At 71.3% G+C, this 17,655-nt stretch carries 18 protein-coding genes, 1 tRNA gene and 1 riboswitch; of the genes, 14 read left to right on the forward strand and 5 right to left on the reverse strand.

What is annotated here, in order from left to right:
* Positions 1 to 68: 68 nt before the first annotated feature.
* Together ABD287_RS14320 and ABD287_RS14325 are read right to left on the reverse strand one after the other, a co-directional pair.
* Complete coding sequence (locus ABD287_RS14320; RefSeq protein ID WP_344173236.1) at positions 69 to 680, reverse strand: redoxin domain-containing protein; 612 nt, start codon at positions 678 to 680, stop codon at positions 69 to 71.
* A gap of 76 nt (positions 681 to 756) precedes the next feature.
* Positions 757 to 1,182 (reverse strand): type II toxin-antitoxin system PemK/MazF family toxin, encoded by a 426-nt coding sequence (locus ABD287_RS14325; RefSeq protein ID WP_344173238.1) that lies wholly within the window; start codon positions 1,180 to 1,182, stop codon positions 757 to 759.
* A gap of 380 nt (positions 1,183 to 1,562) precedes the next feature.
* Between ABD287_RS14325 and ABD287_RS14330 the strand changes: the two genes are divergently transcribed.
* The 7 genes from ABD287_RS14330 to ABD287_RS14360 all read left to right on the forward strand — a co-directional run bounded on the left by ABD287_RS14330 (position 1,563) and on the right by ABD287_RS14360 (position 5,824).
* Positions 1,563 to 2,345, forward strand: a complete 783-nt coding sequence (locus ABD287_RS14330) for a sulfite exporter TauE/SafE family protein (protein ID WP_344173241.1) — start codon at positions 1,563 to 1,565, stop codon at positions 2,343 to 2,345.
* A gap of 115 nt (positions 2,346 to 2,460) precedes the next feature.
* A riboswitch (adenosylcobalamin (AdoCbl) riboswitch) is annotated at positions 2,461 to 2,614 on the forward strand.
* 3 nt (positions 2,615 to 2,617) lie between these two features.
* A complete protein-coding gene (locus tag ABD287_RS14335; RefSeq protein WP_344173243.1) occupies positions 2,618 to 2,812 on the forward strand; it encodes a CbtB domain-containing protein in 195 nt (64 codons plus the stop codon).
* Between the two features lie 14 nt (positions 2,813 to 2,826).
* Complete coding sequence (locus tag ABD287_RS14340; RefSeq protein ID WP_344173245.1) at positions 2,827 to 3,585, forward strand: CbtA family protein; 759 nt, start codon at positions 2,827 to 2,829, stop codon at positions 3,583 to 3,585.
* A gap of 4 nt (positions 3,586 to 3,589) precedes the next feature.
* Complete coding sequence (locus tag ABD287_RS14345) at positions 3,590 to 4,174, forward strand: histidine phosphatase family protein (RefSeq protein WP_344173247.1); 585 nt, start codon at positions 3,590 to 3,592, stop codon at positions 4,172 to 4,174.
* A gap of 187 nt (positions 4,175 to 4,361) precedes the next feature.
* Positions 4,362 to 4,505 (forward strand): DinB family protein, encoded by a 144-nt coding sequence (locus tag ABD287_RS14350; protein ID WP_344173249.1) that lies wholly within the window; start codon positions 4,362 to 4,364, stop codon positions 4,503 to 4,505.
* Positions 4,505 to 5,521 carry a glycerophosphodiester phosphodiesterase family protein gene (locus ABD287_RS14355; protein ID WP_344173251.1) on the forward strand — a complete coding sequence of 339 codons (1,017 nt, stop codon included), beginning with the start codon at positions 4,505 to 4,507 and terminating at the stop codon, positions 5,519 to 5,521. Before ABD287_RS14350 ends, ABD287_RS14355 begins: the two co-directional genes overlap by 1 nt.
* A gap of 18 nt (positions 5,522 to 5,539) precedes the next feature.
* On the forward strand, positions 5,540 to 5,824 hold the full coding sequence (locus ABD287_RS14360; protein WP_344173253.1) for a TipAS antibiotic-recognition domain-containing protein: 285 nt from the start codon (positions 5,540 to 5,542) through the stop codon (positions 5,822 to 5,824).
* 393 nt (positions 5,825 to 6,217) lie between these two features.
* Here ABD287_RS14360 and ABD287_RS14365 read toward each other — a convergent pair.
* Positions 6,218 to 6,289: transfer RNA gene (locus ABD287_RS14365), tRNA-Val, on the reverse strand.
* Between the two features lie 75 nt (positions 6,290 to 6,364).
* Positions 6,365 to 6,769 (reverse strand): TIGR02611 family protein, encoded by a 405-nt coding sequence (locus tag ABD287_RS14370; protein WP_344173255.1) that lies wholly within the window; start codon positions 6,767 to 6,769, stop codon positions 6,365 to 6,367.
* 374 nt (positions 6,770 to 7,143) lie between these two features.
* Here ABD287_RS14370 and ABD287_RS14375 point away from each other — a divergent pair, with 374 nt between their 5' ends.
* The 4 genes from ABD287_RS14375 to ABD287_RS14390 all read left to right on the forward strand — a co-directional run bounded on the left by ABD287_RS14375 (position 7,144) and on the right by ABD287_RS14390 (position 12,346).
* Complete coding sequence (locus tag ABD287_RS14375; RefSeq protein WP_344173257.1) at positions 7,144 to 7,575, forward strand: SsgA family sporulation/cell division regulator; 432 nt, start codon at positions 7,144 to 7,146, stop codon at positions 7,573 to 7,575.
* Between the two features lie 46 nt (positions 7,576 to 7,621).
* Positions 7,622 to 8,794: a fibronectin type III domain-containing protein gene (locus tag ABD287_RS14380; protein WP_344173259.1), complete on the forward strand. Its 1,173-nt coding sequence runs from the start codon at positions 7,622 to 7,624 to the stop codon at positions 8,792 to 8,794.
* Positions 8,795 to 8,831: 37 nt separating this feature from the next.
* Positions 8,832 to 10,436 carry a glucose-6-phosphate dehydrogenase gene (gene zwf / locus ABD287_RS14385; RefSeq protein ID WP_344173262.1) on the forward strand — a complete coding sequence of 535 codons (1,605 nt, stop codon included), beginning with the start codon at positions 8,832 to 8,834 and terminating at the stop codon, positions 10,434 to 10,436.
* A gap of 179 nt (positions 10,437 to 10,615) precedes the next feature.
* Positions 10,616 to 12,346, forward strand: coding sequence for a sensor histidine kinase (locus ABD287_RS14390; RefSeq protein WP_344173265.1), 1,731 nt, complete (start codon positions 10,616 to 10,618; stop codon positions 12,344 to 12,346).
* Positions 12,347 to 12,371: 25 nt separating this feature from the next.
* Here ABD287_RS14390 and ABD287_RS14395 read toward each other — a convergent pair whose 3' ends face one another.
* On the reverse strand, positions 12,372 to 13,010 hold the full coding sequence (locus tag ABD287_RS14395) for a response regulator (protein ID WP_344173268.1): 639 nt from the start codon (positions 13,008 to 13,010) through the stop codon (positions 12,372 to 12,374).
* 162 nt (positions 13,011 to 13,172) lie between these two features.
* On the opposite strand from ABD287_RS14395, the gene ABD287_RS14400 reads away from it, so the two are divergent.
* Genes ABD287_RS14400 through ABD287_RS14410 form a run of 3 tightly spaced genes read left to right on the forward strand, consistent with a single transcriptional unit; the run spans position 13,173 to position 17,633 of the window.
* Complete coding sequence (locus tag ABD287_RS14400) at positions 13,173 to 14,144, forward strand: Acg family FMN-binding oxidoreductase (protein ID WP_344173270.1); 972 nt, start codon at positions 13,173 to 13,175, stop codon at positions 14,142 to 14,144.
* Positions 14,144 to 15,226 (forward strand): acetate/propionate family kinase, encoded by a 1,083-nt coding sequence (locus tag ABD287_RS14405; RefSeq protein ID WP_344173272.1) that lies wholly within the window; start codon positions 14,144 to 14,146, stop codon positions 15,224 to 15,226. The genes ABD287_RS14400 and ABD287_RS14405 overlap by 1 nt, the downstream gene beginning before the upstream one ends.
* A 28-nt stretch (positions 15,227 to 15,254) precedes the next feature.
* Complete coding sequence (locus ABD287_RS14410; RefSeq protein ID WP_344173274.1) at positions 15,255 to 17,633, forward strand: phosphoketolase family protein; 2,379 nt, start codon at positions 15,255 to 15,257, stop codon at positions 17,631 to 17,633.
* Positions 17,634 to 17,655: the final 22 nt, after the last annotated feature.

Here is a 17,655-nt window from a genome sequence, read left to right on the forward strand (position 1 = left end):
CAGCCGCCTCCGATGTCGCGCGGGCACCCCGGGGACGCGCCACGCTCACCCGTGCGGCTGCCGACGCCTCAGGCCGCCAGCTCCCGCACTGCGCGCTCGATGTCGACGCTGTCGAGCCAACCCTTGTGGGTCACCTTCCCAGAGGCGTCGATAAGCACATAGACGCTCTGCTCGACGACGCCGAACCGCCGCCAAAGAACACCACCGGAGTCGTTGACCTGCGGCAACGCGGAAATCTCGGTGTCGTCGACGAACTCGCGCATCTCCTTGGCGTCCCCGAGGCCGGCGACGCCAAGGACGCTCACCCGACCCTGGTAGCGGTCGGCGAGATCCATGACCGTGGGCGCCTGGCCGGCGCAGGTCGCGCAGAACGGCGCCCAGAACCACAGCATCGCCGGCTTGCCGGCAAGGCTCGCGCCGTCGAAGTCCCGACCGTCGAGGGTCCGCCCGGAGAACCGCAGCACCGTCGCCGGCGCCGCCGACGCGCCTCCGGTCGCCGACGCCTCGCCGGACGGGACGGCGGCGCGCTCGCCGCTCGCCGGCTCGGTGGCGCCCGGCTCCGGCCCGGCGCAGCCGGTGACCCCGGCGAGCGCCACCATGACCAGCGCGACCAGCCACCGGCGGCCGGCGGCCAGGCGCCCGGCGCCAGCGAGACGGGGACCCGGCATGGGTCGGGGCACAGCGCACCTCCGGAGTTGATGGATGACCAACATCGCGTGGTACGTGCAGGGAAACCGCATCGGTTCACCCTGCTGATCAGAGTTCGAACAGCTCGCGCAACGCGTCGGTGAGCCGGGCCAGGCTGGCGCCGGTCACCATGCCGATACGCTCGGCCCCGGCGCTGGCCGGTACTCTCCGGAGCCGGTTGAGGACCACGACGCCGGTGATCGGGTCCTGCTCGGCGAGCGCCACCGCGTACGCCGGGAGATCGTCTGAGCCGCGCAGCCGGACGATCGGCGCGCACAGCGGGGCGACGTTGTCCCGGTCGTTGAAACTGTCACCAGTGAGGACGAGCACCCGGTATCGAAGATCGCTGCGGTCACCGACAGTCCAGATCTCGCCGCGCTTCATCCGCGCCGCCGGCGACGACCGGATGTCGGCCGTCAGCCCGTAGTCAGGGCGGCGGGGCGCGCTGTCAGGCCAGTGGGTTTCGGCCGGAGCGTCGTCCTCGGGTGACGGCATTGAGCGAGCCTACCGCCGCGACGACCGTGGCCACACCCCTGAAAGCACCGGTGCATCGTCCCCCGGCACGGCAGCGGCGGGCTCAGGATCGCGGCGGCCAAGTCGATCTTTAGGAGTGGGCGCCTCCCCCTCGACCAGCGAGAACTGTCAGAGCCGACGTGTGGCGGTGAGTTGGCTCACGTTGGCGCGAAAAGTAAAACGTCCGTACATTCGCCGATAGCCAATCGTCGACTCAGCGCCAGCCCAGGCGTACCGCGGCATTATCAAAGGACGCACGTTGTCACCAGGCACGCAACCTTCTCTGGGCGCCTGGCGTCGCGACGCGTCCGTACCGCCGGGTTCGCCGGCGTGAGCCGCCACACGACCCGCGAGGCGCTTCGGTGACGTTCGCGTGGATTCTCCTGCTCGGCGCGATCATCGGCGTCGTGCTCGGCGGCATGGGCGGCGGAGGAGCGACCCTCACCGTCCCGGCCCTTGTCTACCTGGCCGGTCAGGACGCGCAGGACGCTACGACTGGCAGCCTCATCATCGTCGGCGTCACCGCCCTGGCGGCCGTGGTCGGCCACGCCCGGGCCGGCGCGGTGCGTTGGCGGATCGGGGCGCAGTTCGCGCTCGCCGGCATCGGCGGCGCGGTGCTCGGCTCTGCCCTCAACCAGTTGGCCTCCACCCGGTTTCTCATTCTGAGCTGCGCGGCGCTGCTGCTGGTGTCCGGGGCGCTCATGCTGCGGCACGCGCGTCGTCCCGGGCCGGTGGGCGTTGGCGACACCGCGACGGCGAAACGGGCGGGCGCCGGGGCGGTCGGGCGCGTGGCGGGCGCGGGCGTCGCCGTGGGCTTCCTCACCGGGTTTCTGGGCGTCGGCGGCGGTTTCGTCATCGTGCCGGCGCTTGTGCTGGCGGTCGGGCTGCCGATGAACGCCGCTGTAGGCACCTCGCTGCTCATCATCGCCGCGAACTGCGCGACCGCGCTGGCCGCGCGGACCGGCGTCGCCGATCTGGACTGGATGGTCATCGGGCCGTTCGCGGCGGCCGCGATGTCCGCGGCGCTGGGGGGTAGACGACTGGCCGCGCTGGTGCCACAACGAACAGTCACCCGGGCGTTCGCTACGTTGACGCTGGTGGTGGCCGGTTACATGGCCGTGCGCACGCTGGCGCTGTCGAGCTGACGCCCGCCGGCCAGCGGGCGAGCATCGACACTCCGTGACAACAGCGCGTAGTGAATGAGACCCAGCAGTTGGGGCTGACGGCTCGGTTGACCCGCGTCCGCCGACCGGGCTAACGTCCTGCTGTTCATCTGTGCCGAAGCGAGGGAAACCGGTGTGAGTCCGGTGCGGTCGCGCCACTGTGAGTCCGGTCCCGCCACCCGGCCCGGGCGAGTCAGGACGCTCCTTCGGCACAGCCCTGTGAACGGGACGCGTCATCCCATCGGAGGTAACCCATGCCTACTGCCACGTCCGCGCTCGCGCAGCCGCTGTCAGCCCGCCTCGTCCTCACCGCGCTCGCGGTGACTATCGGCCTGCTCACCCTCGCCTACGTGGTCGCGTTCGACCAGGGCGCCGTTTCTCAGAGCGGCCTGTTCATGCACGAGCTGATGCACGACGGCCGCCACCTGCTCGGCGTCCCCTGCCACTGAGCGCCCAGCATCCGGTGAGCGTCTTCAGAGCACTGCTGCTACGCGGACTCCTGGCCGGCCTCATCGCCGGCCTGCTGGCTGGCGCCGTCGGATTCGTACTCGGCGAGCCCAACATCGACTTGGCGATCGCGCTCGAGGAGCAGGCCGCGGCGTCCGTTGGCGGCCACGACAACGAGGCGCCGCTGGTGAGCCGGGACGGACAGCGCTTCGGCCTTTTCCTGGCCATGGCGCTGTTCGGGACGGTTGCCGGCGGGCTGCTGGCCATCGCCTTCGCGCTGCTGCGTCACAAGCTGGGGGTCCGGGACGACGCGACCGCGGCCCTCGGGCTCACGGGAGCGGCGTTCCTCGGCGCGGTGCTGGTGCCGTTCGGCAAGTATCCGACCAACCCACCGGCTGTCGGCGACCCGAGCACCGTCGACGAACGGACGGTCGCCTACCTGCTGCTGGTGGCGCTCGGTCTGTTGGCGGTCTGTGGTGGCGTCGCCGCCTACCGGGCAGCCAGCGAACGAATGGTGGCGCCGCTGCGGATCGCCGTCGGGGTTGGAGTGTTCCTGCTCACCGTCGGCGTCGCGTACGCGGTGCTGCCACCGGCCGCCGCCGCTCCCGACGGGTTCCCGGCGAACCTGCTCTGGGACTTCCGGGTCAGCGCGCTGGCAATGCACCTGACGCTGTGGCTGGCGCTCGCCCTGGCGTTCGCCACGCTGACCGGCCGCCTTGGCCGACAGCTCACGTCCGCCAACGTCGAACGGACGCAGGTATCGACGCTCCGATGATCCGGTGACCAGCGTGTGGCTGGTCTGCCACGCTCCGACCGCGGCGGTGCGACGCGCGGTCTGTGGCGGCGGCGACGAACACCTCGATGAGGGCGGCCGGGCGGCCGCCCTCATCGCTTTGGCCCCGCGCGCCGGACGCTCGCCGTTCGGCCGCCCAGGACTGGTGGTGTCGAGCCCGGCGCTCGCGGCTCGGCAGACCGTGGAACTCGCCGGGCTCGAGGCGGAAGTGACCCCGGCGCTCCGCGACCTGGACCTGGGCCGGTGGCGCGGCCTCAGCTGGCCCCAGGTGATCGAGGCCGACCCCGACGGCGCCGCAGCCTGGCTCGGCGATCCTGACGCCGCTCCGCACGGCGGGGAGAGCGTCCGGGCGGCGGGCCGGCGGGTGGCCGACTGGCTTGGCGGTACTGACGAGCTACTCGGGCCGGTCGTCGCGGTCACCCACCCGACGGTGGTGCGACTGGCGGTCGTCCACGCGCTCGGTCTGCCGGTGACGGCGTGGACCCGGCTCGACGCGGCGCCGCTGTCGATTACCCGGCTGAGCCGGGGGACCAGTGGTTGGCGGCTGCTGCTAACAGCTGGCGAACGATAAGGGGCAGGCGCCATGTTAGAACCATTTCCGCTCTAGAACTTTTCTGACTACCCTCTCCCCGCTCTTTAGCGGCGAGCACGGAGCAAGTTCCTGAACAGCATTCCGGCGAACCCGCCGGTTCGGTTCCGTGAAGTTGGCGCCCTGCATGGGACATCGTAATGCCCCTGCTGGTGAGATTCTGGGCAGCGTGACTGGCCCGAACACCAAGGCGTGCCTTCGTCGATACCTACGGGAAGCGCGTGAGGCGCTGCTCGGCAAGCTCGACGGGCTGTTGGAGCACGACGTGCGGCGGCCGTTTGTGCCGTCCGTACCAACCGGCCCGGTCTGGTGATGACGTCGGCGAGAACTCATGCCGCCTGGCCGGGACGGTCGCGTTGGCGGCGCCTTCTGGCGTTCACCGGCGGCATCCTGCTCGTGATCGGGCTGGTTCTGTTCATCGGCAACAGTTCCACCCTGTACACCCCACAGGGGTCGCCACAACTGCTGGCACATCGGGGCCTGGCCCAACGGTTCGTCCTCGCCGAAGTCGACGCCGACACCTGCACCGCCAGCCGAATCGACCCGCCGCGGCACGGGTACCTGGAGAACACCCTGCCCTCGATGCGGGCTGCCTTCGCCGCCGGCGCCGACCTGGTGGAGTTGGACGTTCAGGTCACCGCCGACGGGCAACTGGCGGTCTTCCACGACCACACCCTCGACTGCCGCACCGACGGCTTCGGCGCCGTCCGGGAACACACCCTGGCCCAGCTGCGGGGTCTCGACCTCGGATACGGCTACACCGCCGACGGTGGACGTACATACCCGCTGCGCGGCACCGGAGTGGGACTACTGCCGACCGCCCCGGAGGTGCTCGCCGCCTTCCCCGACCGCGAACTGCTGCTACATCTGAAGAGCGCCGACCCGGCCGACGGCGTCACGCTGGCCGAGTATCTGGCCACCCTGGCACCCTCGCGCCAGAGACTACTAACGGTGTACGGCGGCGAAGAAGCCGTAGACGCGGTGACAGCGCGGCTGCCCGGCCTCCGGGCGACCTCAAAGAAGATCATGAAAGAGTGTTTGATCCGGTACCTGGCCGTCGGCTGGAGCGGCCACGTGCCGCAGCCCTGCCGGGGCCGGCAGCTGCACCTGCCGCAGAAGTACGGGCGGCTCATGTGGGGTTGGCCGCACCGATTCGAGGCCAGGATGCGGGCAGCCGACACACGTGTGGTCATCGTCGCCGGCGACGGGGAGTTCTCGGAAGGGTTCGACCGGCCGGAAGACCTGACAGAGCTGCCAGAGGGGTTCACAGGCTGGGTGTGGACCAACCAGGTGGATGTGGTCGCGCCGCTGCTACGGCAGGAGCGGTAGGCCGAAGTCTGTCGATCCTTGGGGCAGGACGCCTACCGCAGTGGCGACCGCTGGTGGCAGTGCCTGTCCAGGGCCGACAAGGCTCCCAGCGAATGCCGCTGTCCAGGCCATCATCGCCCGGCACGTCCATGGCTGGGCACCGCCACCGGCGGAACCTCCAGCCGCTCCTACGTGAGCGGCTTCGGCGACATGTCCGTCGCCGATCCGCGATTCGCCGCCAACTACGGTGAGCCCGACGACGGGACCATGGAGTTCGTCCGCGACGCGATGCACGCTTACGCGCAACGCCACCTGACCGACTAGCCGCCCAACCACGACGGGGCAGTCATGGCAGGGCGTCGTACACGAGCGAAGGAATGGCTTTCGCCCGCGCCAAGGCAAGCTCAAAGGCTGGCGCTGAAGCTCCCCCACCCACCGCACCTACCCGCTCGAGCTGCACGCCAGCGGTGAGCTGCGGCGTGGCGCAGAGGTCGTCCCAGTACGAGATCCTGACCCGCTGGCGGCCCCGACTCGGTGGCCGGGTATGAGCCGCGCTACCGAAGTACCGTCGCAACAGCCGCCGGTACGTCAATGGTCACGGGAATCAGCAGCGATCTCAGCGACATGACCACGGGTGTGATCACAAGATGAACAGCGAAGAAGGCGTCTCCGACGTGGAGAAACTCTCTGACCTGCGAGGCCTTTACTTGATCACGGTGGGCGATACTGGGTTCGAACCAGTGACCTCTCCGGTGTGAGCGGAGCGCTCTCCCACTGAGCTAATCGCCCGTGAACAGCCGGGAGCGGCTCGCTCGCGACCGGTCAGACTCTACCCGATGCCGAGCGCCCGCGAACGCACCGGGGTCAGTGCGTCGTCACGTAGATCCAGGCTTCGGTGACGAGGTTCCGACCGAAGCTGAAGCGCACCGAGAGCACCAGCGCGACGCTGACGATGAGCAGCCCGGAGGCGCCGAGCAGCAGTCGTACGGGCAGGGTCTGCGCTCTGGCCCAGCTGGTCCACCGGCCGACCTGGCGGCGGGTATAGCCGAGCAGGTGTTTGGCCCAGACGAACTCGACGGCCCAGATCGCCATGCCGAGGATGACCAGCGCCCAGCCCGGACCAGGCAGTGGGATGAGGACCAGGCCGAGCAGGAACACTGCCGCACCGAGGCCGCCGATGGCCACTTTCAACGCCAGCCGGCCGGTGGGCCGGGCCCGAATGCTGTCGAGCGTCGCGTGTAGCCGCCGCATCAGCCGCGAATGCGTCACCCAGCATCCCCCACTAACTGCCGGTAATTGGAATTAAACGGACAACTTGCCATAATTACGGTTAGTGTCGACACCGTCACCAATTCGCCGCGCCATGGACCTCGGCCCGTCACTAACCATGTGGGCCGCACGTTACCGGAGTAAGTCGACGTCAAGGATCATCCCGGACGCCGGGCGACGACGTCTGCGCGGTGCTGCCTGCGCGGGCAAACTGCACAGCATATCCGCAAACAGGCCGATCCGCGGCAACACAATGTCCGCCTTCCCACTACTGGGTGAGATCAGAGCATGGCTGAGCGTAACGACAGCTATCGCCTGACTATGGGAATCGCGGGGTTGAGCTGCCCCGCCGCGGTGCCGGGGGGAGTTCGTCCATGAGTGCCATTCGACCAACCACCGTCGAGGTGGAAACCTCGCTACGGCTCGTCGCGCCCGACGCCACCGCGTTGCCGGTGCGCGCGAGCCTGCGCTACGACCCAGCCGATCCGTATGCGGTCCACGTCCTGTTCCACGCCGAGTCCGCCGGCGGTGAGGCTGTGAGCTGGTCGTTCGCCCGCGAGCTGCTGATGACCGGCCTCGACGAACCGGCCGGGATCGGCGACGTCCGGGTCTGGCCGTGGGCCACCCCGCGCGGGGACTTCGTCGCGCTGGCGCTCTCCTCACCGGACGGCAACGCCCTGTTCGAGGTGCCCCGCAGCGTCCTGGTCCGCTTCCTCCGCCGCACCTACGTGGTGGTGCCGCGCGGCAAGGAGACCGACCACCTGGATGTGGACGCCGCTGTCAACCGGCTGCTGGCCGGCCGCTGACCGCACCGGACTTGTCCAGACCCTCGGCGCCGATCAGTATGGACCGGTGACGGCGGCTCCGGACGAACTCACCCAACACGCGGACGCGCTCGCGGGCGCCGGGGATGTCCCCGGCGCCCGCGACGCGATTGAGCAGGCCATCACCGCATACGGCCCGGACGGGCCCCCGAGCGCCGTCGCCAGTTCCTACGCCCGGATCCTGCTCGCCGATCGCCAACCCGGCCCCGCCGCCGCCTGGGCCGAGCACGCCTACCGGTCGTCATCGGACGCCGGTGGCGCCACCGACGCGGGCGCGCTGCGGGCGGCCGCCACCTGGGCAGCTGCGCTACGCCAGCTGGGCGACCTGGCCGGCGCCGAGGCGCGGTACCGGGAGGTCGTCGCCGGACTCACCGAGATCGGTGGCCCCGGAGCCGCCGCCACCCTCGCCGCCCGGGCGGACCTCGCCACCGTCCTGCACTCCGCTGGCGCGTTCGCCGCGAGCCGGGTTGAGCTGACCGGGGCGCTCGCGGCCCAACAGGCCGGGTACGGGGTGGCCGACCCGGCCGGGATCAGAATGCTGACCAGACTGGCGGTGATCTGCCGGGACGGCGGCGACGCCGAAGCGGCACGCGCGTACGCCGAGCGGGGCCGCGAGCTGGCCCGAGACCACCTGGCGCCGGACCACCCGGTCCGGACGCTCGCCGAACGACTGGTCCCACCCGGCCCAGCCGCGCCGGAGGCGATGCCCGGCGCGGGCGCCAGCGTGTTCGGCGACGGCGCCGAGCTGATCGACCCGGGCGCCGAGATCGCCGGCACGCGTCGGCGGTCGCGCCGGCGAACGGCAGCGGTGTTCGTAGCCCTCATCGCGGCGGCTGGCGCTGGCGCGGCTGTCGCCACAGCCGCCGACGCGCCGACCGCGGGAGGCGGCGGACAGCCCAGCCCCGCAGCGCCGCCCACGCCCGCAGCGCCGCCCACGCCGGACAGGCTGCGGCTCGTCGACAACGGCGACGCCATCGGTCTCAGCTGGCACTACCCGGAGCAGGCCGAGGGCGCCGTGGTCGTCTCCGGTGGGCGGACCAGCGAGCGCCCGAGCGCCTTCCAGACGCTGCCCCCAGGGGAGACCAGCTACCGGGTGCACGGTCTGTCGCCTCGGGCGGAGTACTGCTTCACGGTCGCGGTCGCCTACTCGTCCGAGACGTTCGCCCGTTCAGCCCCAGCGTGTACCGGACGCGGCCGATAGCGCCCCTGAAGCTGAGGTCGCGCACTAGGCTCGTCGCATGAATCTCGCGGGACGCACCGCTGGCCGGTCGACCTCAACCGCGACGGCCAGCGCACCGGCCGAGACGCGGGCCGACGGGCGGGCCGGGCTCGTCGGGTCAGCGGCGGCGGCGTCACTGGACGCGAGCTTCCGGGACGACCGCAGCGCCCCGCCGGCCACCATGGTGATCTTTGGAGCGTCAGGGGACCTCACCCGGCGCAAGCTGATCCCGGCGGTGCTCAACCTGGCCCGGCACAAGCGGCTGACCCAGCAGTTCGCGGTGGTCGGGGTGGCCCGTAGCCAACTCGACGACGACCAGTTCGCCGCCGCCGCGTTCGGGGACGCCGACACCCGTTCCATGCCGTCGTTGCATGGGGGCATCCGCTACGTCAGCGGCGGTTACGACGACCCGGCCACCTACGCCCGACTGGCTGAGCTGCTGGTCGATCTCGACACCAGCCGAGGTGTGGCCGGCAACCGGCTGTTCTACCTGGCCACTCCCCCGCAGGCGTTCCCGAAGATCATCAACGGGTTGGCCGGCGCCGGCCTCAACCGCCCGACGGGCGACAGTTTCGCCCGGGTCGTCATCGAGAAGCCGTACGGACACCACGAGACCAGCGCCCGGGCCCTCGACGCCTGCGTCCACCGGGCGTTCGACGAGTCACAGGTGTTCCGCATCGATCACTACCTGGGTAAGAACACCGTCCAGAATGTCATGGCGCTGCGCTTCGCCAACGCCATCTTCCAACCGATCTGGAACCGCAGCTGGGTCGACCACGTCCAGATCACGGTCGCCGAGACGCTCGGCGTGGGCTCGCGGGGCAGCTTCTACGAGCACGCCGGCGCGATGCGCGACATCGTGCAGAACCATGTGCTCCAGGTGTTGGCGCTGGCGCTGATGGAACCGCCAGCGTCATTCTCGGCTGAAGCGATCCGCAACGAGAAGGTCAAGCTGCTCCAGGCGATCCGGCTACCGGGAGACCGGGACATCGACGATCTCGCCGTGCGCGGTCAGTACACCCGCGGCGGCACCCGGTTCGAGCTGATGCCCGGCTACCGGGAGGAGCCGGGCGTCGACCCACTGTCGCGCACCGAGACGTACGCGGCGATGCGGCTGGACGTCGACAACTGGCGGTGGGCGGGCGTGCCGTTCTACGTCCGCACCGGCAAGCGGCTGCCGTCCCGGGTGACCGAGGTGGTGTTGCAGTTCCAACGGCCCCCGCACCTGCCGATCAGCGCGGCTCAGGTCCGGGAGATGGATCCGGACGCCCTGATCCTGCGTATCCAGCCAGATGAGGGCATCACGCTGCGGTTCGGCGCGAAAGTGCCGGGACACTCGTTCCGGGTGCGGTCGGCGTCGATGGAGTTCTCCTACGGGGACACGTTCCGCGAGGAGTCGCCGGAGGCGTACGAGCGGCTGCTGCTCGACGCCCTCATCGGCGACCCGACGCTGTTCATCCGCTCGGACGAGGTGCAGCAGTGCTGGCGGATCGTCGATCCGATCATCGACCGCTGGTCGCAGGATGACCGGCCGATCCCCACGTACGAGGCAGCCTCGTGGGGTCCGATGGACGCCGACCGGCTCATCGGTCGCAGTGGTCGCGTCTGGCGTAACGGGAACTGAGCGCCCGCGGAGCGCCGGCTCCAGCTCGTACCGCGCCCGCCAGCGTCTGATCGTCCCACGCCACCATCGGCCAACGCGTTCTCCGCCGCGACGCTCTTCGAACATGCCGGGTTGGTCCACAGCTCCACCGCGCCATCGTCGCGTTCCCACCGCCGGGCCCGGCCGGTAGCATCCCGGGCATGGCGGAGCAGCCCGAGCACAGGTCCACCGCCGGCGCCGAGGCCGCGCCGTCGCTCGGGCTCAGCCCGCTGTCCCGGATACGGCTCGACGAGCTGCTCCAGGAGACCCTGGACCGGGTCCAGGAGATCGCCGACAGCCGGGAACGGCTACGCGCGCTCCTCGACGCCGTGGTGACCGTCAGCGCCGGGCTCGACCTGCGCAGCACCCTGCGCCGCCTGGTCGCCAGCGCCTGTCACCTGCTGGACGCCCGCTACGCCGCGCTCGGGGTGATCGGACCGGACCGCCGGCTGGTCGAGTTCATCACCCACGGCCTGACACCGCGGCAACACGCCGCGATCGGCGACCTGCCGAGCGGACGCGGGGTCCTTGGCCTGCTCATCGACGACCCGCAGCCGGTCCGGATGCCCGACATCACCAAACATCCACGGTCGTACGGATTCCCGCCGAACCACCCGCCGATGAGCAGCTTCCTGGGCGTGCCCGTGCACGTGCGCGGCAAGGTGTTCGGCAACCTCTACCTGGCCGAGAAGATCGGCGGCAAGGAGTTCACCGACGACGACGAGGAGCTGGCGGTGGCGCTCGCGGCCGCCGCCGGGGTGGCCATCGACAACGCGCGCCTGTACGAGGTGGCGCACCGTCGGGAGAAGTGGCTGACGGCCACGGCCGAGATCACCACCGTCCTGCTCGGACAGGTCAAACGCACCGACGCGCTCGCCCTGGTCGCGCGGCGGGCCCGGGAGGTCGCCGGCGCCGAGCTGGCGATGGTGCTGCTCAACGAGCCGCAGTCGGACAACCTGCGGATCGAGGTGGTCGCCGGCGCCACCGAGGACGCCGGCGTGGGCCTGGTCGGTTGCCTGTTGCCGGCGGTGGGCCCCCCGCTGGCCGCCGCGTCCAACAAGCAGCAGCTGTTCGACGACCTCTCCACCGCCGCCGCGTGGCCCGGCCCGGTCCCCGCCGGCCCGGCGGTGGTGTCGCCGCTGACCACCGGGGACGCCCTGCACGGCCTGCTGGTCGTCGGGTACCCCGTCGGGCACGACCGGCGCGACGACGGCGACGTGCCGTTGCTGGCCAGCTTCGCCGGGCAGGCCGCGCTGGCGCTGGAGCGGGTACGGGCCCAGGACGAACGGGAGCTGCTGGCGGTCCTGGAAGATCGGGAACGTATCGCCCGGGACCTGCACGATGTCGTCATCCAGCGGCTGTTCGCCACCGGCCTCCAGCTCCAGAGCGCGGTGCCGCTCACCGGTCGGCCCGAGGTAGCACAGCGGATCAACGCGGCCGTGGACGACCTGGACTCCACGATCCGGGACATCCGCCGGGCGATCTTCGAGCTGCGGGCGCCGGCCACGGCGACGCTGCGCACCGAGATCCACGCCACGATCGCCGAAGCCGCCGACACGTTGGGGTTCGCCCCGACGCTGCGGATGGACGGCCCGGTCGACAGCGCGGTGCCCGACGCGATGCGCGGCGACGTGCTGGCGGTGTTGACCGAGGCGCTGTCCAACGCGGCCCGGCACGCCCGGGCGACCAGGGTGGATGTCGCCGTCGTCGTCGCCCACGGCAGGGTGTCGGTGTCGGTGCGCGACGATGGTCGGGGCGCTGACCGGGACCGGGCCCGCGGTGGCCTGGTGAACCTGCGGGAACGCGCGCTCGGGTGGGCCGGCGAGCTGAGCCTGCGCCCCGTCGCGCCGACCGGCGCCGAGCTGATCTGGGACGTGCCGCTGCCAGCGTGACGCCGTCAGCGGACGGCGTCGGCTGTCATCGGCGGGCGCCCAGAAGCCGGGTGGCCAGGACCGCCGCCTGGGTACGGCGTTCCAGACCGAGCTTGGCCAGCAGGCTGGACACGTAGTTCTTGACGGTCTTCTCCGCCAGGAACATCCGGCCGGCGATCTCGCGGTTGGTGAGGCCCTCGGCGATGTGCTCCAGGATGCGTCGCTCCTGTTCGGTCAGGGAACGCAGCTCGGCCGGCTCGTCGGCGCCGCTGCGGATGCGTTCCAGCACCCGTCGGGTCACCGCCGGGTCAAGCAGGGACTGGCCGGCGGCGACCCGGTGGACGGCATCGGCGAGGTCGGTGCCCCGAATCTGTTTGAGCAGGTAGCCGGCCGCGCCGGCCATGATCGCGGCGAACAGCGCCTCGTCGTCCTCGTACGAGGTGAGGATGAGGCCCTTGATGGACGAGTCGATGGCCCGCACGTCGCGGCAGACGTCGATGCCGTTGCCGTCCGGCAGTCGGGCATCGAGGATGGCGACGTCCGGGCGCAGCGCGGGGATCCGCTGCACGGCCTCCCGGGCCGAGCCGGACTCGCCGACCACCTCGATATCGCCGGTGGAGCGCAGCAGGTCGGCCAAGCCGCGACGGACGACCTCGTGGTCGTCGAGAAGAAACACCCGGATCATGCGCCTTTTCTACCCGCTGCGGCCAGGCGCCGCTATGAGTCCAAGGTCCCGAGCTGGGCGCGGCGGTCCAGCCGGCAGGGTGCGAGATAGGCAATTCGGCCCTGGTAGGAACTGGAATGACCGGTAATGGTGAGTGCGGGGACACAGCCGGAGGGAGCCGCCATGGCGACGACGACACTGCGATACACCCGTGACGACCTGTTGGACGCGGCCCCGGCTGCCGGGCGGGCGCCCTCGATGCATAACAGCCAGCCGTGGCGGTTCCGGCTCCACGACGGCGCCATCGACGTGCTGCTGGACGCCGACCGGGCGCTCCCGGCGGCCGACCCGCACGGCTGGGGCGCCCGGCTGGCCTGCGGGGCCGCGGCGCTCAACCTGGAGCTGGCGTTGGCGATCGCCGGCCGACCAGCCGACCTGACGCTTGGCCCGCTGCCGAACGATCCGTCCGTTCTGGCCCGCCTGACGCCCGCGGCGCGCCGCCCGCCCACCCCGACCGAGCAGTCGCTGTACGCCGCGATCGCGCTGAGACACAGCAACCGCGGGGCGTTGCGGCCGGATCCGGTTCCGCCGGCCGAGCGGCTCCGGCTGCGCCAGGCCGCGGAGACCGAAGGGTGCTGGCTGGAACTGGTGGTGGGCTCAGTGGCGGTGGAGGCGGTCGCGGGGATCGCCCGGGTCGCCGACCGCACGCTCGCCCGGGACGCGGCCTACATGGCCGAGTTGGAGCAGTGGCGACGATTCAGCCACTCCCCGGACGGTGTTCCCACCGACAGCGCCGCCGTGGACCCGTCCGGTTCGATGCCACAGCGCCCGTTCGGCGGGCCGGGCCAGCCCGAGGCTGACAACCCCAGCGCCGAGCCGCTCATCGCGGTGCTCGGCAGCGCCACCGACAGCCCCGCCGAGCAGGTGCGGGCCGGGATCGCGTTGCAGCGGGTGCTGCTGACCGCGACCGACGCGCGACTCGCGGTGTCGATGGTGTCCCAGCCGATCGAGGTGCCCTCGGCCCGCGAACAGTTACGACTGGCCCTACGGCGCTTCGGCGTGGCGCAGATGGTGATGCGGGTCGGCTACGGCCCGCCCGGCTGGCCGACGCCACGACGCGACCCGGCCGAGACGGTCGACGCGGCTGTCGAGTGATGCTGCTGGCGCTGAACTGCGGTTCGTCGTCGGTGAAGTTCCAGCTCTACGACGCTGAGGGAGCGGCGACCGACGTCGGCGGCTGGCTGGCCGCCGGGGCCGTCGAGGAGCTGCCCGACGGTCTGACGCCCACGGTGGTGGCGCACCGGGTCGTCCACGGCGGCGCCGGTCTGCGTGCGGCCACCGTCATCGACGACGCGGTGCTGGCCACGATCGCCACGCTGACGCCGTTGGCGCCCACCCACCAGCCCGCCGCCCTGGCCGGCATCGCGATGGCCCGTCAGCGCTGGCCGAGCGCCGTCCAGGTGGCGGTCTTCGACACGGCTTTCCACGCCGACCTGCCACCAGCGGCGGCGACCTACGCCCTGGACGCGGCGCTGGCGGCCCGGCACGGGATCCGCCGCTACGGGTTCCACGGCATCTCCTGCCGGTACGTCACCGAGCGGGCCGCCGCGCTGCTCGGTCGGCCGGTGGCCGACCTCAATACCATCGTGCTGCACCTCGGGTCCGGGGCGAGCGCCACCGCGGTCGCCGGGGGCCGCAGCGTCGACACGTCGATGGGGCTGACGCCGTTGGAAGGGTTGGTGATGGCCACCCGCGCCGGCGACCTCGACCCAGGCGCGCTGCTGTGGCTGCGTCAGGCCGGGCTGTCCGACGCGCAGCTCGACGCCGCGGTGCGCACCGAGGGCGGCCTGCTCGGGATGTGCGGCGACGCCGACATGCGGGCGGCGCTGGCCCGCCGCGACGCCGGCGACCCGGCCGCCGCCCTGGCTCTCGACGTCTACTGCCACCGGCTGCGCAAGTACGTGGGCGCGTACCACGCGGTTCTGGGTCGCCTCGACGCGATCGTCTTCACCGCCGGGGTGGGCGAGAACAGCGCGGCGGTGCGGTCCCAGGCGCTGTCCGGGTTGACGCCGATGGGCATCGCGGTCGACCCGGCGCGCAACGGCGCCGGCGCGGCGGAGCGGGTGATCTCGCCACCGGGGGCCAGGATCGCGGTGTGTGTCATCGCCACCGACGAACAGCAGGCGATCGCCGACGAGGCTCGCGAGTTGCTGCGCGGCAGCGGCCAGGCACGGTAAGCAGAGTCCGACGAAAGGACGATCACCCATGACCGCCGCCGTGACTGAATCGCCGTTGACCGGCGTCGAACTGGACCGGATCGACGCCTACTGGCGGGCCGCGAACTACCTCACCGTCGGGCAGATCTACCTGCGGGAGAACCCGCTGCTGAGCGAGCCGCTGACGGCCGGGCACATCAAGCCGCGGCTGCTCGGACACTGGGGCACCAGCCCGGGGCTGAACCTGGTCTACGCCCACCTCTCCCGCATGATCACGCTGCGGGACCTGAGCGTCCTGTATGTCACCGGACCCGGCCACGGGGGTCCGGCGCTGGTCGCCAACACCTGGCTTGAGGGCACGTACAGCGAGCTGTACCCGACCGTCAGCCGAGACGCGACGGGCATGACCCGGCTGTTCCGGCAGTTCTCGACCCCGGGCGGAATCCCCAGCCACGTCGCCCCCGAGGTGCCCGGCTCGATCCACGAGGGCGGCGAGCTGGGGTACTCGCTCATGCACGCCTACGGGGCGGCCTTCGACAACCCGGACCTGCTGGTGGCCTGCGTCGTCGGCGACGGCGAGGCCGAGACCGGGCCGTTGGCGGCGAGCTGGCTGTCCAACGTTTTCCTCAACCCGGCCCGGGACGGGGCCGTGCTGCCGATCCTGCACCTCAACGGCTACAAGATCGCCAACCCGACGGTGCTGGCCCGGATCCCGGCCGAGGACCTGCGGTCGCTGCTGCGCGGCTACGGCCACGAGCCGTACGAGGTGACCTCCGAGGACCCACGCGAGGCCCACCAGCTCATGGCGGCGGCGCTCGGCAGCGCGCTGGACGACATCGCCCAGATCCAACGGCTCGCCCGACGGGGCGGGCCGGCACGGCGGCCCCGGTGGCCGATGATCGTCATGCGCACCCCCAAGGGCTGGACCGGGCCGGCCATTGTCGACGGTCTGCCGGTCGCCGGCACGTTCCGCGCCCACCAGGTGCCGCTGCCGCACCCGCGCGAGGACCCGCGCCAGCTCGCCGCGTTGGAGAGCTGGCTGCGCTCGTACCGGCCGCAGGAGCTTTTCGACGCCGACGGGGTCCCCCGCGACGATGTCCTCCTGGCGCCGCCGCGCGGCAACGCCAGGATGAGCGCCAACCCGGCCGCCAACGGCGGGGTGATGCTGCGGGACCTGGCCCTGCCCGACTTCCGCGAGTACGCGGTCCCGAGCCCCGGGCCCGGGTTGGCCGATGTGGAGCCTACCCGGGCGCTCGGCGCCTGGCTGCGCGACGTCATCGACGCGAACCGGGACCGGTTCCGACTCTTCGGCCCGGACGAGGTCGCCTCCAACCGGCTCGGCGACGCGTTCACGGTGACCGACCGGGTCTTCCTCGCCGACACCGTGCCCGGCGACGACCACCTCTCCCCCGACGGACGGGTGATGGAGGTGCTGTCGGAGCACCTGTGTCAGGGCTGGCTGGAGGGGTACCTGCTGACTGGCCGGCACGGGGTGTTCACCAGCTACGAGGCGTTCATCCACGTCGTGGACTCGATGGTCAACCAGCACGCCAAGTGGTTGAAGGTGACCCGGGACATCGCCTGGCGGCGGCCGATCGCCTCGCTCAACTACCTGCTGTCGAGCCACGTCTGGCGTCAGGACCACAACGGGTTCTCCCACCAGGACCCCGGCTTCATCGACCACGTCATCAACAAGAAGGCGGAGATCGTCCGGGTGTACCTGCCGCCGGACGCCAACACGCTGCTGGTCACCATGGACCGCTGTCTACGCAGTCGGAACCTCATCAACGTGGTGGTCGCCGGCAAGCAGGTCGAGCCGCTGTGGCTGGACATGGCCGAGGCCCAGTCGCACTGCGAACGCGGCCTGGGTATCTGGGCCTGGGCTTCCAACGACGCCGGCGTCGAGCCGGACGTCGTGCTCGCCTGCGCCGGCGACGTGCCCACGATGGAGACCCTGGCGGCGGTGGGGCTGCTGCGTGAGCACCTGCCGCAGCTGCGGGTGCGGGTGGTGAACGTCGTCGACCTCATGCGGCTGCAACCGGACAGCGAGCACCCGAACGGGCTCAAGGACAAGCAGTTCGACACGGTCTTCACGACCGACCGGCCGATCATCTTCGCGTACCACGGTTACCCCGGGGTCATCCACCGGTTGACGTACCGGCGGACCAACCACCCGAACCTGCACGTTCGCGGCTACAAGGAGGAGGGCACGACCACGACGCCGTTCGACATGGTCATGCTCAACGACCTGGACCGGTTCCACCTGGTCATCGACGTCATCGACCGGGTGCCGGGGCTCGGCGCCACCGCCGCGCACCTGCGCCAGGCCATGATCGACGCCCGGCAGCAGTGCCGGGCCCACACCCGTGAACACGGCGAGGACCACCCGACGATCACCCAGTGGCGGTGGTCCGGCGGCGACAGTTGACCACCGCCGACGTCGGCGGAGC

Source organism: Pilimelia columellifera subsp. columellifera, from assembly GCF_039532605.1.
In the GTDB taxonomy this organism is placed as follows: Bacteria; Actinomycetota; Actinomycetes; order Mycobacteriales; family Micromonosporaceae; genus Pilimelia; species Pilimelia columellifera.